Genomic DNA, 21,402 nt, shown 5'->3' on the forward strand with positions numbered 1-21,402 from the left:
CCCCTTTAATGCCAGCCTACAGTTTCACCCGCAGCAAATCGCTGAGCCGGGTGGTGTAGGCTGGCGACAGCATCTGCCGCTTCATCTCCCAGCTGCGCTCTATCCCCTGCCCGGCAAACCAGAGCCGGCCTTTATCACGTCGATTAACAGAATCAAGAACCGTCATCAGCTGTTCACTATTCGCGCGCGGCCGATAGTCGTCAAACAGGCCTAACTGCGCCACCCCCTGGCTAAAGAAATCGCCCAGCATCACGCCGCACTTTTGATATCGGTATCCCTCTCGCCAGATGGTGTCCAGGCATTTTAGCGCCGCCGCGATGATATCCCGGCTATCCTGGGTCGGGATGTGGATTTTCGTGCCGGCATCATTGCCGTAATAGACTTCATTACCCGCAAACGGGCTGGTCTTCACAAAAACGGAAACATAGCGGCAGTACTGATGCTCCGCGCGCAGCTTCTCGGCGGCGCGGACCGCATGGCTGCATACCGCTTCACGCATCGCCCCGTATTCACTCACCTTCTGACTGAATGAACGCGAGCAGATAATTTGCTGTTTAGTCGGCATATACTCTTCCAGCTCAAGGCAGGGCTCGCCTCTCAGTTCCCGCACGGTGCGCTCCATCACGACGCTGAAATGTTTTCTGATAAGCGAAGCGGGCGTCTCGGCCAGCTGAAGCGCCGTGTTGATCCCCATATCATTGAGCTTTTTCGCAATGCGGCGCCCTACCCCCCAGACCTCACCGACGACCACCTTCTCCAGCAACTTTCTCTGCCTGACCGGTAAGGAGAGATCGACCACGCCCTCGAACTTTGGCCACCTTTTGGCCGCATAATTAGCCAGCTTAGCCAGCGTTTTCGTCGGCCCGATCCCTACCCCCACCGTCAGACCGGTACACTGGAGTAATGTACTACGCACATGGCGACCAAATGACTCAAGCTCCTCAGAACGATGGATCCCGGCCAAATTCACGAACGCTTCATCAATAGAATATTGATGAACCGCGGGGGCCAGCTCTTCGAGAATCGTCATGACCCGATGGGACATATCGCCATAAAGGGCATAGTTGCTGCTAAACACCGCCACCTGATGGCGTTCAAACTGTGATTTCACTTTGAAATAGGGCGCGCCCATTGGAATCTCCAGCCGTTTAGCCTCGTGATTCCTGGCGATGACGCAGCCATCGTTGTTGCTCAACACCACCACCGGACGCCCGCGTAAATCAGGGCGAAAGGCCGTTTCACAGCTGGCATAAAATGAATTCACATCGACCAGGGCAAACATCAGCGAAGCCTGTTGATGCTGAAAGTGACGACACCAAAAATCTCCAGCGCCTCACCGTCGTTGTGCAGCACAATGGGTGGAAAATCTGGATTCATCGGCAAGAGTTGCATGATGGGGTGCGTACAGAGGCGTTTAACCGTGTACTCGCCGCCGACGGAGGCGATGATGATATCACCATGTTTCGCTTTCAGGCCACGGTCCACCACCAGCAGCGTGCCTTCATAAATGCCGGCATCAACCATTGACGTGCCCGTCGCCATGACAAAATAGGTCGCCGCGGGATGGCTGATACAAAGCTCATTGAGATCTATCCCCTTCTCAATGTAATCCTGTGCGGGGCTGGGAAAGCCGCATGAAACAAGGTCGCTAAACAGCGGAATCGACACGATCTTTCGCAATTCAACCGGTTGATAAAACATCATATTAGAGTCACCCGTGGCAATACTGTATTTATATACAGTATCAATAGTTCATCCGAGTTTTTCAAGTCGCCCGTCAGAGATTGGTGCGAAGACGTTGAAGTTGCGCTGAATTTTGCATCCGGGTTTGCACAGGACGCCTTCCTCGTACGTATTACAGATGGTTTTGTATTGCATGCTGGAAATTTCCGCAAATTGGGAGGAGGATAGAATCCGTTGAGGCGTACTTTGCTCATAGCCTGTTGTGGTCCACCCGACATACTGAACCGGAGATTCATATGTATTACACGTTAGGAGACAAAACTCTCCACTTTTATCGTTATCAGTGCCGCTTTTATGTCGCTCATTGGGACGGAGGGCATGTAATGACGGAGAAGTTCAAGCCGTTTATTGCCTCAATCACCGAGAAAACCGGCCTTGAGGCAAAGAACGTTGAGGCGGCGGCGCGGGACTACTTCAATAACGTCGACTGATATTGTACGCCATACCATCGCTATCGGCTTATTCGCATAGCGATGGTAACGATGGACGAACGGCGGAAAGCATAAGAAAAGCCGTGTCACGCGATCGTAAAACAAAGCCTGTAGGATAAGCCCGGACGCCACCAGCGCTAAAACGAGGTGAAGAGATGGGAACAGTTAAAGCCAGTAATCTGGAACAGGCAAAGCAGCTTCTGCAGTCCGGCGACGCCATTAAACTCGAACTGGATTTCGAACTCGACTCTGATGAATTTTTTAATTTTGCTATCGAGTACTGTACGAATGGAGCGAAGCTTACGCGAGCCGGCGATCGCTTTCAGATTTCACGTAAAAAAAAGTAGCCTGAGCGTTATCCCCGCGATTCCCAGCATCACAGGGGCCTTCGTTTTTAGCGCCTGTGATGCTCGCCAGCAGAATAAAAACATCCTCATAAATTAACCTGGAATATTGATACATCGCGCATTTTCGTTGCCGAGGGAGGAATATTGTAGCTGCGGTATCTTACCGAGGGTTAAACCGTGAAAAAACTATTAATATGCTGTTTGTTTGGCGAAACGGCAGGGATTATTGCCCGCAGAATGCAAAAAATTGCTGACGATCGGCAACTGGATTTATTAATCAGCGCCGTTGGGGTTGAAAATTTCTTTAGCGTCGCTCCCGCTTACGATGCCGTGCTGGTTGCCCCGCATATCCAGTATAAGGTCGAGCAATTCACTCGCGCACCGCAGGCACCACAAGACATTGCCGTTATTGAAAGTTTGCCCTATGCCTCATTTGATGGTGAGAAGATCCTTAACTTCGCCCTGAATACGCTGCTGTAATCTCTCTCCTGTCCTGTCAAAAGAACCCGTGACAGCACGGGTTCTTTTGAGATGAATTATCTGAACGGCGCGTCAAGAGGTACTTCGGCGTCAGGTTCATGGGTAATGCGGTTGCGAAGATCGCGACGAATCATCTCAATGGCCCAGAACCAAAAAATATGCCCCAGCAATTCCGAAATATACTCATCGGCAGGAATATTCAATAACGAAGGCGTCAGCCCCAGTAGCGGAAATGAGATCCAGTGAACGGCGATGGTGGCGACAATTCCCGCCCATGCTCCCTGCCATAATTTCACTTTCGGAAAGACTTCCGCGACGACACAATAGCCAACGGCAAACACCAGCGAGAATATAATATGCGTGACCATCACCGGATTGATGATGTGTTCGGAGAAAGTATATACCGTATGCGTTGGGTCAATTCCCAGATAGTCGCGTAAGAAAAGATAAGGTGGATTAAACTCATCTCTGCCGCCGGAGAAAGTACGCGGCGGTAATGGAACTTCAGCCCCCCATTTAACAAACGCCGACATAATTCCTGCAATCACCCCGACAAATAGCGCTACGCCATAACGACGTCGCCCGGGTGTTGTTTGTATAAAAAAGTCCTTAATCGCCATAAAAAATCACCATTAATTTATTACATTTATTTCCCCTGTGTCATATTTAAGGGCATTGGCGATTATCAACATTGATCACGATCACACTTTTCTCAGGTGCCATGACGACCAATTATATACTGTAATTATGACCATAGGTCTATTACCAGCAGATAAAGAGCCCCCTTTTTATTCAAAGGACGCTCTTTCCGGGACGATACTTTTATTGCCCAAAACGGTAACTGATGCCCGCCATCATGGAGTTTACATCGCTGCTCACGCCAATTTGATTTTCGTTACCCACATTGTTGACCCACTGGTACTCCAGACGTCCCGACCATCTGTCATTAAATGCATATTCGGTGCCGAAAGCCAGTACCGGGCGCACGCCGGTGTCAAATCGATTTTTTCCATTCACGTCGGATTCCGCGCGATAGCCCATCATCCCTGCCCGGCCGTAAAGATCCCAGTCGCTGGTCAGGCTATAACTGGCCTTCAACGAAAGCTGTAGTCCCTGACTTTTCATTTGCGAACCGGATGCGCCATGGCGACCATTGATACCCATATTGCCTAAATAGTCATAGCCACCTTCAACCGCCAGCCAGGGGTTAATCTGATAGCCGGTAAACACACCGCCGCCGACGTTATCGCGGTCGACATCGACTTGCCGATCGGTGCTGGAATCGCCGTAGTGCGACCAGCCAAATTTAGATCCCGCGTACCAGGTTCCTGTCTCCGCAGCAGCAAAAGCTGCCGTCGCCGTAAAAGCATGGGCAATAATTAACGTAATAAGCGTCTTCTTCATAATCATCTCGTTGTCGACCCGTTGTCGAATAAATGTCATCGTAAATATTAAGTGGGTCTACAATAAAATATTAATACCGCGCTGATAATCGTTTTATTATTTAAATTTGGACAACCCGCCAGCCCTAAAACCGCTCGGGTAACTTATTCACGCCAATCAAGTCCCCCGTATTTAAACGTAATATAGTTACCACATTTTAACGCCGATAATACGTTTAATACACTGCTATGTGATAAGTGGCCCCCCCCCTGAATATAACCCAGAATAGATAGGCGCATCCGTGTCTGTTCGGGAAGCGGTCCTATCTCCTCCGTTGATAAAAAGGTACAGCTGTGGTTGATTTTTATGTGTCCTGGTCATACGTTTTCGCGGCTCAACGTTCATTTTTCGGCAATCGGTGTCAGGAGCGCCGTTAAACGCGGGATACTCGCTTCCGGGCGGACGGGCGGTAGGATATGCATAGGAATACCAGATGAGTTCTGGTTTAAAAATTATAGAACGCAACAAGTTTTCCGCAAGAATTGCGAAACTACGCATTTACTCACATCTGCAAAGATAAGAAAAGTACGGTCTGATTTGAATTTAAACAAACTAAAAAGCTGCCCGCAGGCAGCCGATCGAAATGGTAATAACGCTTACGATTCAGATATCAAAGGCCCTTTTCAAGGGCCCAATCTTACTTCCGTAACTCAAGCGATGCCGAGTTTCGGGACATATGCGCTGCGATATTATCGAATGTAATCATCGCGGATTTACAAAAAATGCATTTCGCGCCAAACGGATTTTTTTCTGAAACATCGTAGGTGGATGTTCTGTACTGCGACCCATGACAGCATGGGCATCTGAAATGAATGTGGTCAATCATGATGTTAGCCTCTTTTTGCTACAACATTCTCTACCGCAGGGACATTTAGCCATATTTCACAGAAAACACCTTCCCGGCTTTTCTGTCACAGCGTGAAAACGCTGCTCTGAATGGTTGAGAATAACAATGACATCATTGTCATTACTGCTTATAGATACCTCTGAAGCGCACTTCAGACTGAACTCTATTACTGCACCAGCGATTTTTTAATGTTGTTAATTTCTTAGTTTGCCCGAGGGCACGTAATGTTTGGTAGATTTCAATAAAATAATCGTGTGCTATTGGGATAACGTTATCTCTTATGCACTTTTGCACGCTAAACGGAAAATTCCAGGCCAATCCCTTCTCTATCGCCGTTTGCGCCAGTTTGTGAACCTGTCTACTCGGGTTTAGACCGTCATCGTTGTCGCAGGTTCAAAAAACTTTTAAATTATTCGCTTCACAGAGCTTAATTAATCACGATAGGGAGAGTCTAAAGAAGGATTATCTACGGATAACGCTTGAGATGAGAACTGCTTCACTAAACCGTTTATTACTGGATCTGTGTAGTAAATCGACCTGCTATTAATCACATAGATGCCGATCGATAGCAAGCTTTATTTTCACCCCGCAGCGCACTGAGAAAAAACGCGACCTGAAAAGATAGGTAAGGTAGTCGGCCGGAGCCCGCAAAGCCTTCGTTGAAGACAAGAGCAATGATCAGCCCCAGAGTGGAAACGTTAAGCTCTTATCCGGGACCAGATTCGCAGCCTGGAAACATTTATCCCCGGAGAGCAGCGTAACGGCATCTTGTTCAACCGAACGCTCCTCCCCTTCTGAATCGAATCGCCAGGCTATTTTTCTGGCGCAAGGCGTCAGAAAAATAGCGTCAGACGGAAAGCCGTAGTAACCCGCACAAAACAGAATCTCTAACTAATCGTCAGCTCATTCACAACGCTCGCTACGCTTTTGACGCTGCGAATGTTGCCGATCCCCGTGCCGAGCGAGATATAGCCTTCATCAGCGTTGCCTTCCAGCATGCCGATACGCAAGCCGCGTAATCCCCCCATGGCTTCGCCGAGCGCCTCGCGGCTGGCGCCTGCTTTATCCATCGACACCAGTGTTTCGGCCAGCCTGCCCGGCAGCGAGCGATAGAAATGCGGCAGCGTGCGGAAAAGCCGTAAATCAAGGCCATTGGCGGCAATAATTCTTTTTTTGACTGAGGCCGGCACTCTGCTTTCTTCCGTCGCGTTAAAAACCGAACCGGCAAATATCCCTTCCGCGCCGAGCGCGTGCGCCGCTCTGGCGGTACGGTTGTCGGTAATACCGCCAGCCGCCATCACCGGAATGCGATCCACCGCATCGGCAATCAGCGGCACGATTGAAAAGGTTCCCAGCACGGTACCCGGCAATGTCCCTCCCTCATCAAAACCGGTCGCGACGATGATATCGGCGCCAGCGGCTTCAGCAAGGCGGGTATTTTCAGGCGTCGGATTAATATCACGGTAAATGACAGCAATACCTGCCTCTTTTAATTCGTTGAATAGCGCCGGTATGAGCGCCCCTTCACCGTAACCGGTATACACCACGGCCCTGACGCCCTCTTCTTTTATCACCTGCAGAATAGGCGGGGTCCAGATATCGTTTTCAGGCATTGGGATCAGGTTCACGCCGAAAGGCTTTTCGGTCAGCCGTTTGGTTTTGCGGATCTCTTCGCGCATTTTTTCAGCGGTTTCTTCCGGCGTGGAAACCGCAGTCTCAGCGGTTAAACCCGCATTGGGCCCCAGCACACCAAGCCCGCCTGCATTGCTGACGGCGGCGACTAAACGGGCATCGGTTAGCCACGATAGCGGCCCCTGAATAACCGGTTTTTCTATATTCAGGATCTGACAGATACGGTTATTTTTCATGGTGCAATATCCTTCACAATAGCGCTATGGCGCGGTTCAGTTTCTTAGTGGAAGGAGTGTAGGCCGTAAGATTATTTAGAAAAATAGCCAAAAAAGTTCATCACTATTATAAAATCAGTAACAATGAAATCTCCCGATGTGGGCAAAAGAAACTAACTATGCAAATAAATCTCTTCGAATCGATTCGCATTTTTATTGAAATTGTCGAGGCGGGCAGTTTTACTCAGGCGGCGGAACATCTGCAAATCCATCGTCCCGCCGTTACGAAAGCCTTGCAGCTGCTGGAGCAGCACTGCGGCACACGTTTGCTGCAGCGAACAACGCGTCGTATTAACCTGACGCCTGACGGGGAAGCGTTTTATCGTCAGAGCAAACCTTTACTCTCCCAGGCGGATGCGTTGCTGGAGTCGTTTGGTACAGACCAGGTATTGCACGGCCAGCTGCGAGTCGACATGCCTGTCGCTTTTGCGACGTTATTGGTCGTTCCCCATCTGCCTGATTTTTATCGTCAGCATCCTGGCGTCGAAATCATCCTCAGTAGCTCGGACCGCCGTCAGGATATGCTGCGCGATGGGCTTGACTGCCTGCTGCGGGTGGGACAACTGGATGACGGGGACTATATCGCCCGCAAGTTGGGCAGCATTAAAATGACGACCTGCGCCAGCCCGGCCTATATTGCGAGCCACGGCGCGCCGCAAACGCTGGAGGATTTGCAGGATCATCAGGCTATCAACTGGATTAACAGCAGCAGCAGGCAAATTATGCCGTGGACCTTTGCGACGCCAGAGGGTATCACCGAAATGACGCTTCCCGGTAAGCTGGTCATCGATAACTCTGAAACTTATTTATCGGCAGGCCTGGCGGGGCTGGGATTAGTTCAGGGAATGAACCTTTTTTTACAACCTTATCTCGACCGCGGCCTTTTAGTGGAAGTCTTACCCGACAACCCCTCCCCCGACCGCAAACTGTCACTCTTGTATCCGCACCGCCATCTCTCACGCAAAGTGCGGGCGTTTACCGAGTGGCTAGAGAGCTTATTGTCAAAGACGCGATGCGACGTTAAACAGTAACGGTAGCGCCTGTCATCGACCAGAAAGTGCCCCGGAGAAGGTTATGCCCCTCAGGAATGACGGCTTAGATTCTCAGGGTGTCAATCACCGCCCGCAGCGCGGGCGACACGTTGCGATGGGGATAATAGAGAAAAGAGCCTTCCAGCCGCTGGCTGTAGCGTTGCAAAACTCTGATAAGCGCGCCTCGCTCTAAGTCGTCGGCGACCAGCTCCTGCGGGACATAAGCCAGACCCAGACCCAACCTGGCGGCTTTTGCCTCCATATAGCTGTCAGCAAAGGCCCACTGCCCCTGCGGACGATGGGTGATTTTTTTACCGTCCTGATCGAGCTCCCAGCCGTACAGGCTTCCGTCGCCAAACTGATAGGCGATGCAGGGATGAATCACTAAATCTGCGGGCGTTTGCGGAAAGCCGTAGCGGCGAAAATGCTCGGGCGTGCCGACAACAACCATCTCCATATCTGGCGAAATGCGGACCGCCACCATGCCGCCGCCGACTTCCGGCCCCAGACGCACCCCGGCATCAAACCGCTCCGCGATAATATCGACAAACCGGCTTTCGCCGATCAGTTCCAGGCGGATATCAGGATAGCGTTGTTTAAATACCGCCAGCTTCGGCAGGAGCACTTTATCAATAGCGTGCTGGCTGGCATTGATGCGGACGGTACCGGACGGGGTATGGCGATAATACGCCAGCGTGGATAGCCCCGAGTCTAACGCATCAAAGCCGGATTCGACGGTTTGATAGAGCTGCTCGCCCGCCTGGGTGAGCGAAAGTTTGCGGGTGGTACGCACCAGAAGCTGCACGCCCAGCCGCTCTTCCAGTTCACGAACGGAACGGCTAACGCCGGATTGCGCCAGCCCAAGCCGCTGCGCCGCGGCGGTAAAACTGCCCTCCCGCACCACCAGCATAAACAGGTACAGATCGTTATAGTTTTCCCGTTTTGCCATGATTCCTCCCGCGCCTGCGTCGTAATTTATAACAATATGATATGAATTTTAGCACTTTTCACCCACTAATCAGCACTCTGGCTGCTAACTATAATCAGCGCATTGCAACAAAGCACAGCAGCGTTATCCGTATGAAACCTGTATCTGGAACCTGTTTTAGGGGAATGATTAATGAAAGCGTTTACCAGAAAACTGACGGCCGCCATGCCTGCCATGCTGCTATGCGCGTCACTAAGTGGAGTCACCACCATGAGCTATGCCGAGACAACCAATCCAAACGCGCCCGTTTCGATGGTCGAAAAATGGGACAAAACCTTCGCGGAAAGCACGAAAGTCAGTCACCGTAAGGTGAGCTTCCAGAACCGGTACGGGATCACCCTGGTCGGCGATCTCTACATTCCGCAAGATCGCGGCGAACGCAAGCTGGCGGCGATCGCTGTCAGTGGCCCCTTCGGCGCGGTGAAAGAGCAGTCCAGCGGTCTCTATGCACAGACCCTGGCGGAACAGGGTTTCGTCACCCTGGCCTTCGATCCTTCTTATACGGGCGAAAGCGGCGGCTATCCGCGTAACGTTGCCTCTCCAGATATCAACACCGAGGATTTCAGCGCGGCGGTCGATTTCTTAGGTCTGCAAAGCGAGGTGGACCGCAACCGTATCGGGCTGCTCGGCATTTGCGGCTGGGGCGGCATGGCGCTTAACGACGCCGCGATGGATACCCGCGTGAAAGCGGTGGCCACCAGCGTCATGTACGACATGAGCCGCGCGATGGGCCATGGGGTTGGCGACGGTAAAGATCGCTATACCACCGCCGATCGCCGCGCCGTACTGCGCTACCTCAACGAACAGCGCTGGAAGGATGCGGAAAACAGCACCTACTCACCGGGCGGACATGATATTTACGTCGATGAGAAAGGCAACGCCAGCGCGGGCGATCGTATCTTGCCAGAAACCTTACCCGCCAACCCAAACCCGGTTTTGAAAGAGTTTTTTGACTATTACCGGATGCCGCGCGGTTTCCACGCCCGCTCCGTGAACTCAACCGGCGCGTGGAATGCGACCATGCCGCTGTCGTTTATGAATATGCCGCTGCTGAGCTATGCCAATGAAGTCACCATCCCGACGCTGATCGTGAGCGGTGAAAAAGCGCATTCCCGTTATTTTGCCGAAGACGCCTTTAAGGCCATCGGCAACAAAGAGAAAGAGCTGATAATCGTCCCCGGCGCGAACCATGTCGATCTCTATGACAATGCGGCCGGTAAAATTCCGTTTGCCAAATTTGAACAGTTTTTCAAAACCAACCTGAGATAACGACAGAAAGCCGTTCGCAATTCGCGGGCGGCGTTCCATCGCCCGCTCTTTACCTTTACCCACGTTTTTTGTCGTTATGCCATCAATAGCGTCTGATCCGGCCGCGCCTGAAGCGGGCCGGGAAAATATTCAGGGATGCAGATCATGTCCACACTGAGCCGTACTACCCCCCCCACGCCAGCGCACGCCCACTGGGGCGGCGTATTTGCCATGACGCTGTGCGTTTTTGTCCTCATAGCTTCCGAATTTATGCCGGTCAGCCTGCTGACGCCGATTGCCAGAGATTTAAACGTCACCGAGGGGCTGGCAGGCCAGGGCATTGCGATTTCCGGCGCCCTTGCGGTACTGACCAGCCTGACTATCTCCAACCTTGCCGGGAGTCTGAATCGTAAATATCTCCTGCTGGGGCTGACGGTTCTGATGGCGGCGTCGGGTTTGATTGTCGCGCTGGCGTCCAGCTATGCGGTTTATATGGCGGGAAGGGCCCTGATTGGTATCGTCATCGGTGGATTCTGGTCGATGTCGGCGGCCACCGCCATCAGGCTGGTGCCGCAGCGCCAGGTTCCCCGCGCGCTGGCGATTTTCAACGGCGGTAACGCGCTGGCGACCGTCGTGGCGGCGCCGCTGGGCAGCTATCTGGGGTCAACCGTCGGCTGGCGCGGCGCCTTTTTATGCCTGGCGCCGCTGGCGATAGCCGCCTTTGTCTGGCAGTGCGTCAGCCTGCCCGCGATTGAAAGCGATAACGCGAGCCGGCCGCGCGGCTCCGCGCTTCGCCTGTTCAGAACGCCCATCGTCGCTATCGGCCTGCTGGCCTGCGGACTCTTCTTCATGGGGCAGTTTACCCTATTTACCTACGTGCGGCCGTTTCTGGAAACGGTAACCGGCCTCAGCGCCTCTGGCCTGTCCCTGATTTTGCTCGCGATAGGCATCGCGGGTTTTATCGGCACCCTGGGCGTTTCGCCACTCCTCACCGCCCGGTTTTATCAGACCTTAATCACTCTCCCCTTACTGATGGCCGCGATTGCCGGAACGTTGCTGCTGGCAGGACACCACGCCTGGGCCGTAGCCATTCTGTTAAGCTTGTGGGGAATGCTGGCGACGGCGGCGCCAACCGGCTGGTGGACGTGGATAGCGCGGACGCTGCCCGACGACGCGGAAGCAGGTGGCGGACTGATGGTCGCCGTGATTCAGCTGTCGATTGCGCTGGGTTCGACGGCAGGAGGCGTGGTATTTGACCGCCTGGGGTGGCAAAGCGCTTTTGGATTGAGTGGAATATTGCTGCTTGCCGCGGTCGGAATAACGGTGATCGCTGGTCGCCTGGCGAGGAAGTAGGCTAAGGCTGCGGTTTTTTCTCGCCGCGCGTCGTGCGTATAATGCGGTTTCAATACGCGCTGAAAAACTGCGGCTAAAAATATGAATCTCAATCGGTGTTGTTATTTACTCCTGATCGCCGCGGCGATCGGCAGCTTTTTTACGTCCTGGCCTTTTGCTATTTGGCTCCTGCTGATCAACGTCCTGACGCTGGCGATTTACGGTGTGGACAAAATGGCGGCGCGCAGGGCCTGGCGCAGGGTGCCGGAGTCCACGTTGCTGGTGTTTGGGCTCGTGGGCGGCTGGGCTGGCGCGATAGCGGGTCAGCAGCTGTTCCGCCACAAAACGCAAAAGCAGCCATTCAGGACCTGGTTCATCATCAGCGCGATCGCCAGTCTCTCAGGGATGGCGGTGATTTATGTGCTCTATCCTTTTTCTTTTTATTAATTTCCGGCGAGGCTAACGGCTTGCAAAAGAGGGGAATGCACTCAATCGGCCGCTATTCGTAGTATATTGAGAGTACTGTTGATTATCAGGTGTCCCTTATGACCTACTCCATCGGTGAATTTGCGCAGCTTTGCGGCATTAACGCGACGACGCTCCGCGCCTGGCAGCGTCGCTACGGCCTCCTTAAGCCACAGCGCACCGATGGCGGCCATCGCCTGTACAACGATGACGATATCCAGCAGGCGCTCAAAATTCTCGACTGGGTCAAAAAAGGGGTTCCTGTCAGCCAGGTGAAACCCCTACTGGCGCGTCCCGGCGCGCGGCGGACGAATAACTGGCTCACCTTGCAGGAGAGCATGCTACAGCGGCTGAAAGAGGGGAAAATCGAATCCCTGCGCCAGCTGATTTACGACGCCGGGCGCGAATCCCCTCGCCCCGAGCTGGTCACCGAGGTGCTACGCCCGCTGCGCAGCCAGGTCTCCGCCAACGTACCGGCAATCATGACGCTGCGCGAAATCCTCGACGGGATCATCATCGCCTACACCTCCTTCTGCCTCGAAGGGGACAAAAAGGCGCCAGGCGATAACTATTTGATCACCGGCTGGCATCTGACGGACGCCTGCGAAATCTGGCTTGAAGCGCTCAAACGCACCGGACAGGGCCACCGCATCGACGTCCTTCCGGCGCCCCCGGCAACCCTGGCGCCGGAGATCCTGCCGGAGCGCAAATGGCTGCTGGTGACGACCGGTAAACTCTCCCCTGCTCGCCAGAAGCAGGTTGAACGCTGGCAGCAGCAGGTGGTCTCCCTGGAGATTGTCGCGCTGTAATTTAGCGCGCCTCGGCTAACACGTCCTTCGTAATATCCCCGTAAACCGATCCTCTGTGCGTTAAATGCGCCCCCTGTCCGCGCCGTCTGTCTGCTCAAGGCGCGGCGGACATGCCCTTTCGCCTCTCGCTAAAGCCTCAAACCTGCACAGCAGAGATAAAAATAACCATATGATTTTTAATAAAAATAAAAAATATTTCAGCCAAAACTTGGACAAATATTATTAATTGTGTAAGTTTTAAATACGCTATGTTGATTCACTCTGGATGTGAGCCATGAGTCCTTCGCCCTCCGTTCTCAGCCGTTTTACCGAGTACTACGCCATGCTGGATACCCAGCCGCCCTCGGCGCTGGCCGCGCTCTATCATGCGAATGCCGTACTGATCGATCCGTTTGGCCAGCATCGGGGACTATCCGCGATCCAAGGGTATTTTTCCCATCTGCTAGCCAACGTGGAACGGTGTCGTTTCGCCATCAATACGCCGGTCTGCAACGCTCAGCGGTTTGCCGTCGCCTGGACTATGCACTGGTCACATCCGCGCCTGGCCGGCGGGAAGGCGTTAGAACTTGCGGGCTGCTCGATGGTTACGGTTGAAGAGGAGCGGATTATTTACCAGCGCGACTACTACGACGCCGGAGAGATGCTGTACGAACATCTTCCCCTGGTGGGCTGGGCGGTACGCGGCGTCAAGCGGAGGGTGCGGACATGATGACGGTGCTTATCACCGGCGCCAGCTCCGGGATTGGCGCCGGGCTCGCCAAATCCTTCGCTGCGGATGGCCACTCCGTCATCGCATGCGGTCGCGATCCGTCACGTCTGGCGGCGCTACAGCGGCACAGCCCCAACATCAGCCTCCGCCCATTTGATATGACGGACAGGGAGGCCTGTCGCCGGGCGCTCGCGGAGTGCCAGGCCGATCTGATCATTCTCTGCGCCGGGACCTGCGAATACCTGGACCACGGCACGGTAGATGCCGTGCTGGTGGAACGGACGATAGCTACCAACTTTCTCGGGCCGGTGAACTGCCTGGAGGCGCTTCAGCAGCGGCTGTCTGCCGGCAATCGCGTAGTGCTGGTAAGTTCAATGGCGCACTGGCTGCCCTTCCCTCGCGCCGAGGCGTATGGCGCCTCCAAAGCGGCGCTAACCTGGTTTGCCAACAGCCTGCGCCTGGACTGGGAGCCGAAAGGCATTGCCATCACGGTGGTCTCGCCGGGATTCGTCGATACCCCGCTGACGCGCAAAAACGATTTTCCCATGCCCGGCCAGGTGAGCGTGGAGCAGGCGGTAAAGGCGATTCGCCGCGGTCTGGCGAAAGGTAAAAATCATATCGTCTTCCCGACTGGTTTTGGCATGCTCCTGCGCCTGCTGGCAGGGCTTCCCGAAGGTCTGCAACGCCTACTGTTGCGCAGGATGGTACGCTCATGAATATCGCGATTATTGGCAGCGGCATTGCCGGTCTGACCTGCGCCTGGCGCCTTGCCGGACAACACCATGTCACCCTGTTCGAAGCAGCATCCACGCCGGGGGGACATACCGCCACGGTGGATATCGCCACGCCGCAGGGCACATGGGCCATCGATACCGGGTTCATCGTTTACAACGATCGCACCTATCCGCGCTTTATGGGGCTGCTCAGTGAGCTGGGCCTCAGCGGTCAAAAAACGCAAATGAGCTTCTCGGTACACAGCCCGCAGAGCGGGCTGGAGTATAACGGCCACAGCCTGAGCTCGCTTTTCGCCCAGCGGCGCAACCTGGTAAAGCCGGCCTTCTGGGGATTGCTGACGGAGATCGTCCGCTTTAACCGTCTGGCGAAACAGGCTCTGGCGGGGGCGTTCGACCCGGGCGCCACGCTACAGACCTTCCTTGAGCGGCACCGCTTTAGCCCCTTTTTTGCGCGCCACTATATCCTGCCGATGGGCGCCGCTATCTGGTCATCGTCGCTGCAGGAGATGCGCCGCTTCCCGCTGGCGCTGTTTCTGCGCTTTTTTGAAAACCACGGCCTGCTCGATGTCCGCCAGCGTCCGCAATGGTACGTGGTGCCCGGAGGCTCGCGCGAATACGTGCGCGCCCTGCTGGCTCAGCGTGGCGATCGCCTGCGCCTGCGCCTCAATGCACCGGTGCAAAACGTTATCCGTCGTCAGGATGGCGTCACGCTCCAACTGGCATCGGGGGAGCAGCATTTCGACCAGGCGATCTTCGCCTGCCACTCAGCCCAGGCGCTGGACATGCTGGCGGACCCGACCTCTGCCGAACGCGAGATTCTGGGAGATATCGGCTGGCAGCAAAATGAAGTCGTCCTGCATAGCGATCCCCGCTGGCTACCGGTGCGTAAGCGCGCCTGGGCCAGCTGGAACTATCGCCTGAGCGAGCAGGATCAGGCCAGCGCCTGCGTCACCTATAACATGAATATTCTCCAGGGCCTGCCCGCCGATGCCCCGCTGTTCTGCGTCACCCTCAATCCGCCAACGCCGGTGGACCCGCGTTTCGTCTGGAAGCGCATGGTCTATGAACATCCGCTGTTTAATCCGCAAAGCTGGTCCGCCCAGATGCGCCGCGAGGAGATTAACGGCCGCCAGCGGAGCTGGTTCTGCGGCGCGTACTGGTATAACGGTTTTCATGAAGATGGCGTGCGCAGCGCCCTTGATGTGGTCAACGGCATCGCGGCGGCGGAGAACCTCTGAAATGAACAGCTGCCTCTATGAGGGCGTATTACGCCACCGCCGTCTCCAGCCGAAGGCGCACCACTTTCGCTATCGCATCTTTATGGCCTGGCTCGACCTGGACGAACTGGATGCGCTCGCCGCCGTCGGTATCCGCCGCAATCGGTTTGCCGGCGCTGCCTTTTACGATGCCGATTATCCGCTGGGCACGCCGTTAAAACAGCAGGTTCTGAACCGCCTGGAAAACCTGACCGGCACGCGCCCGGATGGCCGCGTCATGCTGCTGACCCAACTGCGTTACCTGGGCTTTCATTTTAACCCGGTCAACTTTTACTACTGCTACGACAGCGCCGGTACCCTGCGCTGGGTGCTGGCCGAAGTGCGCAATACGCCGTGGAATGAGCGCCATTACTACGCGGTAGACGGTCAACAGGCGCGTCCGCTGGCGAAAGCCTTTCACGTCTCGCCGTTTAACCCGATGGATATGGTCTACCTCTGGCGCTTTAACAGTCCCGGTAAAACGCTGCACATGCGTATCGAGAATCATCAGGCCGCGAAAGTCTTCGACGCCACGCTGGCCCTGAGCCGCGTGCCTTTGACGCGCGCCAGCCTGCGCGGTCTTCTGCTGCGCATTCCGCTGATGACGCTGAAAACCGTCCTCGCGATCTACTGGCAGGCGCTGCGGCTATGGCTCAAGCGCATGCCGCTGTATAACCATCCTGTCAGCAGGAGTGAACGCTCATGACCGATCCCGTCTTTGCGCTTGAACCCGATATTCCGCGCAACGTGCGTATCGCGCGCTGGTTGCTCTTTCGTCTGTTGAGCGGCATTCGCGAAGGTTCGCTCACCGTGCGCGAAGGGGCGCAAACCTTTCATTTTGGCGACCCTACCGCCGCGCTGCGCGCCGAGGTGCGAGTGCTTTCAGCGAACGTCTACTGGCGCTTATTGACCGGCGGCAGCCTCGCCGCCGCGGAGGCCTGGATGGACGGCGAATGGGAGAGCCAGCAGTTGACGCCGCTGCTGCAGATGCTGGCGCGTAACGGCCAGGTACTGGGGCGGCTGGAGCGCGGCTTCCGGCTGCTGGGCAAGCCCGTCGAGCGGCTGCGCCACTGGACGCGCCGCAACTCGCGCGCGCAGGCGAAGGCGAATATCGCCGCCCATTACGATCTGGGCAACGACTTTTACGCCCACTTCCTTGACGACGAACTGCTTTACTCCAGCGCGCTGTTTACCGACGACGGCCAGGATCTCACCCAGGCCCAGCGGGCCAAAATGGCGCGCCTGTGCGAGCGTCTGGCGCTTACGCCCGGCGATCACCTCCTGGAGATTGGCACCGGTTGGGGGGCGATGGCCGAATACGCCGCCCGCCACTACGGCTGCCGGGTCACCACCACCACCCTGTCGCAGGAACAGTTCCAGTGGGCCAACGCGCGAATTGCCCGCGCCGGGCTGCAGGATCGCGTCGAGGTACTGCTCTGCGATTACCGCGATCTGACCGGCCAGTATGACAAGCTGCTGTCGGTGGAGATGATTGAAGCCGTGGGGCAACGCTATCTGCCAGCTTTCTTTCGCACCTGCCAGGCGCGGCTGCGCCCGGGCGGCAGAATGGCGATCCAGGCCATCACCATCCAGGATCAGCGCTATCGCGGCTACAGCAAAAACGTGGATTTTATTCAGCGCTACATCTTCCCCGGCGGATTTTTGCCCAGCATCACGGCGATGAACGAGCTGATGACGCGGCACACCGATTTTGTGATGCGCGATCTGTTCGATATGGGGCCGGACTACGCCCGCACCCTGGCCCACTGGCGGCAGCGATTTATCCACGCCTGGCAGGATATTGAGAAGCTCGGCTTTGACGATCGCTTCCGCCGCATGTGGCTCTACTACTTCGGCTACTGCGAAGCCGGGTTTAACGCCCGCACCATCAGCGTTGTGCAGCTTACCGCGGAGCGAACATCATGAAACGCATTCTGACCCTTGGCCTCGCACTGCTGATGCTGGCGCTGGCGGGCTGCAGCGCCGAAGTGACCGACTACCGGCAGCAGCAGCCGGCGCTGGACATTTTCCACTACTTTCAGGGCCAAACGGAAGCCTGGGGGATGGTTCAGGATCGTAACGGCAAGCAGCTGCGCCGCTTCCACGTGGCGATTGACGGCGACGTGGTTGGCGACACGTTGACGCTTCACGAGCGCTTTGTCTATGACGATGGCGAAAAGCAGCAGCGGGTATGGCGCATTCGCCGCACCGGCGACCACCGTTATGAAGGCAGCGCGGGCGATATCGCCGGGGTGGCGACCGGCCAGGCGGCGGGCAACGCTTTCCACTGGCGCTACAGCATGAACGTGGCGGCCAACGGTAGCACCTGGCTGCTGCACTTCGACGACTGGATGTTCCTGCAGGACGACGTGCATCTGTTCAACAAAACCGAGATGAAGAAATTCGGCATTACCGTCGCCACGGTGACCCTTTTCTTCACCCGAACGGTACATTAAGAGAGGACAACGCCATGAACACGCAACCTGTCATTGGGATCAGCGGATGTTTAACCGGTTCAGCCGTGCGATTCGACGGCGGGCACAAGCGAATGAGCTTTGTGATGGATGAGCTCGCGCAGTGGGTGGCGTTTAAACCCATCTGCCCGGAGATGGCTATCGGCCTGCCCGTTCCGCGCCCGGCGCTGCGGCTGGTGCAGACGACCGAGGGGGAGTTTCGCATGCGCTTTAGCCATGCCCCGCACGACGACGTGACGGAGAAGATGGCCGATTTCGCCAGCGCCCATCTCTCCACGCTGGGCGAGCTGTCGGGATTTATTGTCTGCGCCAAATCGCCCAGCTGCGGCATGGAGCGCGTGCGGCTGTACGATGAAAAGGGCAACCGCGGGCGTAAAGAAGGCACAGGATTGTTTACCGCCGCGCTGATGGAGAAATACCCCTGGCTACCGGTTGAGGAGGATGGTCGCCTGCACGATCCTGTGCTGCGTGAAAACTTCGTCGAGCGGGTTTTCGCCCTGCATGAACTGAATAGTCTGCACAAAAATGGCCTGACGCGTCGTGCGCTGCTGGATTTTCATAGTCGCTATAAACTTCAGCTGCTGGCCCACCATCAGTCGGGGTATCGCGAGATTGGTCCGTTCGTTGCGTCGCTCCACGAGTGGCAGGATCTGGAGGCTTTCTTTGCGGTGTACCGCGAAAAACTGATGGCGATCCTTAAACAGCCCGCTTCGCGTAAAAACCACACTAACGTGCTGATGCATATTCAGGGCTACTTCCGTAACCAGCTAAACAGCCGCCAGCGCGGCGAGCTGCGGGAGGTGATCCTTAACTATCGCTCCGGGCTGCTGCCCATTCTTGCGCCGATAACGCTGCTTAAGCATTATCTGGCCGAATATCCTGATCGTTACCTGCAGGCGCAGAACTATTTTGACCCCTACCCGCAGGACCTGGCCTTGCGCCTGACGGTGCATTGAGAGGGCTGAACGAGCGAACAGGCTGGCGCGCGCCAGCCTGTTCGCCCCGGTGAATCCGTCAGCTTTTAGAACCACGCCTCAAACATGCCGCCGACGTTCAGCGAATCCAGCTGTTCGTCTTTGGTGCCGTTGACCTTCGCAGTGCGCTTGTTATCCACCTGGCCGCCGGTCACGTAGAAGCGCAGCATCGGACGGAACTCCGGCCCCATTCCGATGGCGATATTCTGCGACATCGTCAGCTTCCAGCCGTGGTTATCGCCGCCCTGGTCGTAATCGACGCGCTGGTAGCCCGCTTCCAGCCAGGTGGAGTGCACGTCGTTCCAGAAGTACATCGGACGGACGATGGCGCCGTAGTTTTTGCGGTTATCGGTGTTGTCCTTGCCGTTGTCATAGTCGTGGAAGGCCAGCAGATATTCGATCTGCGCCTGCCGGGTAAATTTATGCAGCCCTTCAAAGCTGGCGTAGATAGCGGTCAGGTCATCGGTTTTGTTGTAGACGCTGTTATCCGAGTTATCGGAGTAGCGCAGGATCACTTTATTGACGCCGCTGTCGTTGGTGTGGCTCAGCACCAGCCCGCCCTGCCAGGCGTCGAGACGCTCGTCGCTGTCCACCGCTTTCGAATCAAAACCGTAGTTGGCGTATACCTCAACGTCGATCGGCCCGGCCTTGATGTTGTGGGTTTTGGTGGTCAGGGCGTAGTGGCCGTTATCGCCGGTACCGGAGCCGCCGGTACAGGTGATGCGCGACGGGTTGGCCTCATCGGCCATCACTTCCGGGCTACAGGACTCCACCTGCGACACCCCCGCCACGTCAAACTGCACGCCGCCGATCTCAAAGTTTTTCACCCCGGCGCCCTGGCCATCGTGGTTCATCCAGAAGTAGTCGTTGATCCCCTGCTGCGGACGCTGATGGAAGTCGCGGCCTGCCCAGATATAAGCGTTGGGGTTAGATTCCAGCACGTTGGTGACGCCGACGTAGGCTTTTTTCAGGTTAACTTCATCGCTCCAGTGGTCAAACATGACGTTGATATCCCAGATCGCGCCTTTATTGCTCTTGAAGGCTTTGGTTATCTGGAATTCGCCGCCGTTACCTTCGTTGCCTAAACGACCGATCGCCGAGGCGCCGTTATAGGAGCCATCCACGCCGACAAACTTCTGATCGCCGGTCTGGAACTGCGCGCCGTAGCGGGCGTAGCCGCTGAACTTGAGGCCGAAGGGGATCGCCATATCCGGCGTGGCCGCGGTGGTCTGCGGGTTGGTAATGACGTCCACTTTTTTATCGGCGGCGGCGTCGATTTTCGCCTGGCGCTCGGCCAGGGCTTTATCGACGGCTTTCGCCACAATGGCGTCGATCTGTTCCTGCGTGAACTCTTGAGCTATTACAGAGGTAAACGGGAAAAAGGCGGCGATAACCGCCACGGGTAATGGAAGTTTTTTTATCATTGTCAAAATTATCTCAATATAGGTTAATTTTATTCAGATAATAACAATCCCATTCTGAGTAGACAGAATATCTCGCTATCATAAGAACATTATTTTAATTTTGTACATCTACAGAGGCTTTACACTATTAGGGATACCCGACCTCCTCGCGCATTATTTAATAATTAGCGGCCACCCGGGTAAATTATCACTTTGGATAATTCACGGGCCAGCAGCGGTGGTATTGATTGCCCCAGGCATGCGCCATTAATTAGCGTCGTTGTTTCAGCAGCTGGCGACGGCCTCCCTACTCACGACACCACCTTTTGCCTCCAGGCGGCGGACAGCATTGATGGCGCCAGCGACCTGCACTATTGCCGTGAAAAACAGGAACGGCGCGGCGTTGGCCGCCGCCCCGGCACCGTCGAGTGGATGTGTAAAACCACTACCTGCGTCCCACTCAGCATAAGATTGCATGATAAACCCCATAATTTATGAAGCCAAAATTTAACAACTGTGACACATCCTCTATTCTCCTGGCCGGTTGCTCAATTACGTTATTTCACTCAGCGATTAAGAAAATGCTCAAATGTGAGCCATCTCGCAAATATTAGCGCTATTTACTCAACGCCAGGAGAACCCTATAAAGTACATTTCTTCGGGTGACCAGGAGAGAAAAAATAAAATAAAAATGATTTTTTCGCGCCCTGAATCTATCGGGATATAGCTTGTGAATCGTTAGTCAACAAGAGAGACAAGATAGTCTTGATGGGTATTTGCT

24 protein-coding genes and 1 pseudogene are annotated in these 21,402 nt (G+C 55.2%); 16 read left to right on the forward strand and 9 right to left on the reverse strand.

The features are described 5' to 3' along the window. Positions 1–16 precede the first annotated feature (16 nt). A complete protein-coding gene (gene umuC, locus K7H21_RS15630; protein ID WP_004121101.1) occupies positions 17–1,282 on the reverse strand; it encodes a translesion error-prone DNA polymerase V subunit UmuC in 1,266 nt (421 codons plus the stop codon). Next, on the reverse strand, positions 1,282–1,704 hold the full coding sequence (gene umuD / locus K7H21_RS15635) for a translesion error-prone DNA polymerase V autoproteolytic subunit (protein WP_004121104.1): 423 nt from the start codon (positions 1,702–1,704) through the stop codon (positions 1,282–1,284). Before umuD ends, umuC begins: the two co-directional genes overlap by 1 nt. 275 nt (positions 1,705–1,979) lie before the next feature. Here umuD and K7H21_RS15640 point away from each other — a divergent pair, with 275 nt between their 5' ends. From K7H21_RS15640 to K7H21_RS15650, 3 genes are all read left to right on the forward strand, one after another. Then, positions 1,980–2,174 carry a hypothetical protein gene (locus K7H21_RS15640; protein ID WP_004121108.1) on the forward strand — a complete coding sequence of 65 codons (195 nt, stop codon included), beginning with the start codon at positions 1,980–1,982 and terminating at the stop codon, positions 2,172–2,174. A 155-nt stretch (positions 2,175–2,329) separates the two neighbouring features. Then, positions 2,330–2,521, forward strand: a complete 192-nt coding sequence (locus K7H21_RS15645; RefSeq protein ID WP_004121110.1) for a hypothetical protein — start codon at positions 2,330–2,332, stop codon at positions 2,519–2,521. 177 nt (positions 2,522–2,698) lie between these two features. Next, positions 2,699–3,001, forward strand: coding sequence for a PTS sugar transporter subunit IIB (locus K7H21_RS15650; protein ID WP_004121114.1), 303 nt, complete (start codon positions 2,699–2,701; stop codon positions 2,999–3,001). Positions 3,002–3,057: 56 nt separating this feature from the next. Here the strand turns inward: K7H21_RS15650 and K7H21_RS15655 are convergent, their stop codons facing one another. From K7H21_RS15655 to K7H21_RS15675, 5 genes and pseudogenes are all read right to left on the reverse strand, one after another. Further along, positions 3,058–3,621: a YagU family protein gene (locus K7H21_RS15655; protein WP_004121116.1), complete on the reverse strand. Its 564-nt coding sequence runs from the start codon at positions 3,619–3,621 to the stop codon at positions 3,058–3,060. 202 nt (positions 3,622–3,823) lie between these two features. Next, complete coding sequence (locus K7H21_RS15660; protein ID WP_004121118.1) at positions 3,824–4,405, reverse strand: outer membrane beta-barrel protein; 582 nt, start codon at positions 4,403–4,405, stop codon at positions 3,824–3,826. A 124-nt stretch (positions 4,406–4,529) separates the two neighbouring features. Further along, a pseudogene (locus K7H21_RS29370) lies at positions 4,530–4,701 on the reverse strand (helix-turn-helix domain-containing protein); the annotation flags it as partial. A gap of 380 nt (positions 4,702–5,081) precedes the next feature. Next, positions 5,082–5,270: a cold shock small protein YmcF gene (gene ymcF / locus K7H21_RS15670; protein ID WP_071988221.1), complete on the reverse strand. Its 189-nt coding sequence runs from the start codon at positions 5,268–5,270 to the stop codon at positions 5,082–5,084. Between the two features lie 908 nt (positions 5,271–6,178). After that, on the reverse strand, positions 6,179–7,159 hold the full coding sequence (locus K7H21_RS15675; protein WP_223035199.1) for an NAD(P)H-dependent flavin oxidoreductase: 981 nt from the start codon (positions 7,157–7,159) through the stop codon (positions 6,179–6,181). 158 nt (positions 7,160–7,317) lie between these two features. Here K7H21_RS15675 and K7H21_RS15680 point away from each other — a divergent pair, with 158 nt between their 5' ends. After that, positions 7,318–8,229 (forward strand): LysR family transcriptional regulator, encoded by a 912-nt coding sequence (locus K7H21_RS15680; RefSeq protein ID WP_223035200.1) that lies wholly within the window; start codon positions 7,318–7,320, stop codon positions 8,227–8,229. A 64-nt stretch (positions 8,230–8,293) separates the two neighbouring features. On the opposite strand, the gene K7H21_RS15685 is transcribed toward K7H21_RS15680, so the two are convergent. After that, positions 8,294–9,178, reverse strand: a complete 885-nt coding sequence (locus K7H21_RS15685; protein ID WP_049115325.1) for a LysR family transcriptional regulator — start codon at positions 9,176–9,178, stop codon at positions 8,294–8,296. 171 nt (positions 9,179–9,349) lie between these two features. Between K7H21_RS15685 and K7H21_RS15690 the strand changes: the two genes are divergently transcribed. The 11 genes from K7H21_RS15690 to K7H21_RS15740 all read left to right on the forward strand — a co-directional run bounded on the left by K7H21_RS15690 (position 9,350) and on the right by K7H21_RS15740 (position 19,200). Beyond that, a complete protein-coding gene (locus tag K7H21_RS15690) occupies positions 9,350–10,486 on the forward strand; it encodes an alpha/beta hydrolase (RefSeq protein WP_223035201.1) in 1,137 nt (378 codons plus the stop codon). Between the two features lie 144 nt (positions 10,487–10,630). Then, on the forward strand, positions 10,631–11,818 hold the full coding sequence (locus K7H21_RS15695; protein WP_223035202.1) for an MFS transporter: 1,188 nt from the start codon (positions 10,631–10,633) through the stop codon (positions 11,816–11,818). 81 nt (positions 11,819–11,899) lie between these two features. Continuing rightward, positions 11,900–12,244, forward strand: coding sequence for a DUF1294 domain-containing protein (locus K7H21_RS15700; RefSeq protein WP_142474112.1), 345 nt, complete (start codon positions 11,900–11,902; stop codon positions 12,242–12,244). A 98-nt stretch (positions 12,245–12,342) separates the two neighbouring features. Then, positions 12,343–13,071, forward strand: coding sequence for a MerR family transcriptional regulator (locus K7H21_RS15705; RefSeq protein WP_112165252.1), 729 nt, complete (start codon positions 12,343–12,345; stop codon positions 13,069–13,071). 274 nt (positions 13,072–13,345) lie between these two features. Beyond that, positions 13,346–13,780: a nuclear transport factor 2 family protein gene (locus tag K7H21_RS15710; RefSeq protein ID WP_004121140.1), complete on the forward strand. Its 435-nt coding sequence runs from the start codon at positions 13,346–13,348 to the stop codon at positions 13,778–13,780. Continuing rightward, positions 13,777–14,496 (forward strand): SDR family NAD(P)-dependent oxidoreductase, encoded by a 720-nt coding sequence (locus tag K7H21_RS15715; RefSeq protein WP_049115318.1) that lies wholly within the window; start codon positions 13,777–13,779, stop codon positions 14,494–14,496. Before K7H21_RS15710 ends, K7H21_RS15715 begins: the two co-directional genes overlap by 4 nt. Further along, the gene (locus tag K7H21_RS15720) at positions 14,493–15,752 is read left to right on the forward strand and encodes an NAD(P)/FAD-dependent oxidoreductase (RefSeq protein ID WP_223035203.1); all 1,260 of its coding nucleotides are present in this window, start codon (positions 14,493–14,495) and stop codon (positions 15,750–15,752) included. The genes K7H21_RS15715 and K7H21_RS15720 overlap by 4 nt, the downstream gene beginning before the upstream one ends. A 1-nt stretch (position 15,753) precedes the next feature. Beyond that, positions 15,754–16,476 (forward strand): DUF1365 domain-containing protein, encoded by a 723-nt coding sequence (locus K7H21_RS15725; protein WP_223035204.1) that lies wholly within the window; start codon positions 15,754–15,756, stop codon positions 16,474–16,476. Then, positions 16,473–17,696 (forward strand): SAM-dependent methyltransferase, encoded by a 1,224-nt coding sequence (locus K7H21_RS15730; RefSeq protein WP_049115314.1) that lies wholly within the window; start codon positions 16,473–16,475, stop codon positions 17,694–17,696. The genes K7H21_RS15725 and K7H21_RS15730 overlap by 4 nt, the downstream gene beginning before the upstream one ends. Then, the gene (locus K7H21_RS15735) at positions 17,693–18,226 is read left to right on the forward strand and encodes a DUF3833 domain-containing protein (RefSeq protein WP_170100383.1); all 534 of its coding nucleotides are present in this window, start codon (positions 17,693–17,695) and stop codon (positions 18,224–18,226) included. The genes K7H21_RS15730 and K7H21_RS15735 overlap by 4 nt, the downstream gene beginning before the upstream one ends. Before the next feature lie 14 nt (positions 18,227–18,240). After that, a complete protein-coding gene (locus K7H21_RS15740; protein WP_004121158.1) occupies positions 18,241–19,200 on the forward strand; it encodes a YbgA family protein in 960 nt (319 codons plus the stop codon). Between the two features lie 65 nt (positions 19,201–19,265). On the opposite strand, the gene K7H21_RS15745 is transcribed toward K7H21_RS15740, so the two are convergent. Next, positions 19,266–20,648, reverse strand: coding sequence for a carbohydrate porin (locus K7H21_RS15745; protein WP_223035205.1), 1,383 nt, complete (start codon positions 20,646–20,648; stop codon positions 19,266–19,268). A 186-nt stretch (positions 20,649–20,834) separates the two neighbouring features. Here K7H21_RS15745 and K7H21_RS15750 point away from each other — a divergent pair, with 186 nt between their 5' ends. Then, a complete protein-coding gene (locus tag K7H21_RS15750; RefSeq protein WP_142446457.1) occupies positions 20,835–21,119 on the forward strand; it encodes a hypothetical protein in 285 nt (94 codons plus the stop codon). Positions 21,120–21,402: the final 283 nt, after the last annotated feature.

It is taken from the genome of Klebsiella sp. CTHL.F3a, from assembly GCF_019890895.1.
Classification (GTDB): domain Bacteria; phylum Pseudomonadota; class Gammaproteobacteria; order Enterobacterales; family Enterobacteriaceae; genus Klebsiella; species Klebsiella grimontii.

Excerpts from the sequence above, each read along its gene's own strand:
- umuC (WP_004121101.1), bottom strand. The coding sequence starts at position 1,282 with ATGTTTGCCCTGGTCGATGTGAATTCATTTTATGCCAGCTGTGAAACG.
- umuD (WP_004121104.1), bottom strand. The coding sequence starts at position 1,704 with ATGATGTTTTATCAACCGGTTGAATTGCGAAAGATCGTGTCGATTCCG.
- K7H21_RS15640 (WP_004121108.1), top strand. The coding sequence starts at position 1,980 with ATGTATTACACGTTAGGAGACAAAACTCTCCACTTTTATCGTTATCAG.
- K7H21_RS15645 (WP_004121110.1), top strand. The coding sequence starts at position 2,330 with ATGGGAACAGTTAAAGCCAGTAATCTGGAACAGGCAAAGCAGCTTCTG.
- K7H21_RS15655 (WP_004121116.1), bottom strand. The coding sequence starts at position 3,621 with ATGGCGATTAAGGACTTTTTTATACAAACAACACCCGGGCGACGTCGT.
- K7H21_RS15660 (WP_004121118.1), bottom strand. The coding sequence starts at position 4,405 with ATGAAGAAGACGCTTATTACGTTAATTATTGCCCATGCTTTTACGGCG.
- ymcF (WP_071988221.1), bottom strand. The coding sequence starts at position 5,270 with ATGATTGACCACATTCATTTCAGATGCCCATGCTGTCATGGGTCGCAG.
- K7H21_RS15675 (WP_223035199.1), bottom strand. The coding sequence starts at position 7,159 with ATGAAAAATAACCGTATCTGTCAGATCCTGAATATAGAAAAACCGGTT.
- K7H21_RS15680 (WP_223035200.1), top strand. The coding sequence starts at position 7,318 with ATGCAAATAAATCTCTTCGAATCGATTCGCATTTTTATTGAAATTGTC.
- K7H21_RS15685 (WP_049115325.1), bottom strand. The coding sequence starts at position 9,178 with ATGGCAAAACGGGAAAACTATAACGATCTGTACCTGTTTATGCTGGTG.
- K7H21_RS15690 (WP_223035201.1), top strand. The coding sequence starts at position 9,350 with ATGAAAGCGTTTACCAGAAAACTGACGGCCGCCATGCCTGCCATGCTG.
- K7H21_RS15695 (WP_223035202.1), top strand. The coding sequence starts at position 10,631 with ATGTCCACACTGAGCCGTACTACCCCCCCCACGCCAGCGCACGCCCAC.
- K7H21_RS15700 (WP_142474112.1), top strand. The coding sequence starts at position 11,900 with ATGAATCTCAATCGGTGTTGTTATTTACTCCTGATCGCCGCGGCGATC.
- K7H21_RS15705 (WP_112165252.1), top strand. The coding sequence starts at position 12,343 with ATGACCTACTCCATCGGTGAATTTGCGCAGCTTTGCGGCATTAACGCG.
- K7H21_RS15710 (WP_004121140.1), top strand. The coding sequence starts at position 13,346 with ATGAGTCCTTCGCCCTCCGTTCTCAGCCGTTTTACCGAGTACTACGCC.
- K7H21_RS15715 (WP_049115318.1), top strand. The coding sequence starts at position 13,777 with ATGATGACGGTGCTTATCACCGGCGCCAGCTCCGGGATTGGCGCCGGG.
- K7H21_RS15720 (WP_223035203.1), top strand. The coding sequence starts at position 14,493 with ATGAATATCGCGATTATTGGCAGCGGCATTGCCGGTCTGACCTGCGCC.
- K7H21_RS15725 (WP_223035204.1), top strand. The coding sequence starts at position 15,754 with ATGAACAGCTGCCTCTATGAGGGCGTATTACGCCACCGCCGTCTCCAG.
- K7H21_RS15730 (WP_049115314.1), top strand. The coding sequence starts at position 16,473 with ATGACCGATCCCGTCTTTGCGCTTGAACCCGATATTCCGCGCAACGTG.
- K7H21_RS15735 (WP_170100383.1), top strand. The coding sequence starts at position 17,693 with ATGAAACGCATTCTGACCCTTGGCCTCGCACTGCTGATGCTGGCGCTG.
- K7H21_RS15740 (WP_004121158.1), top strand. The coding sequence starts at position 18,241 with ATGAACACGCAACCTGTCATTGGGATCAGCGGATGTTTAACCGGTTCA.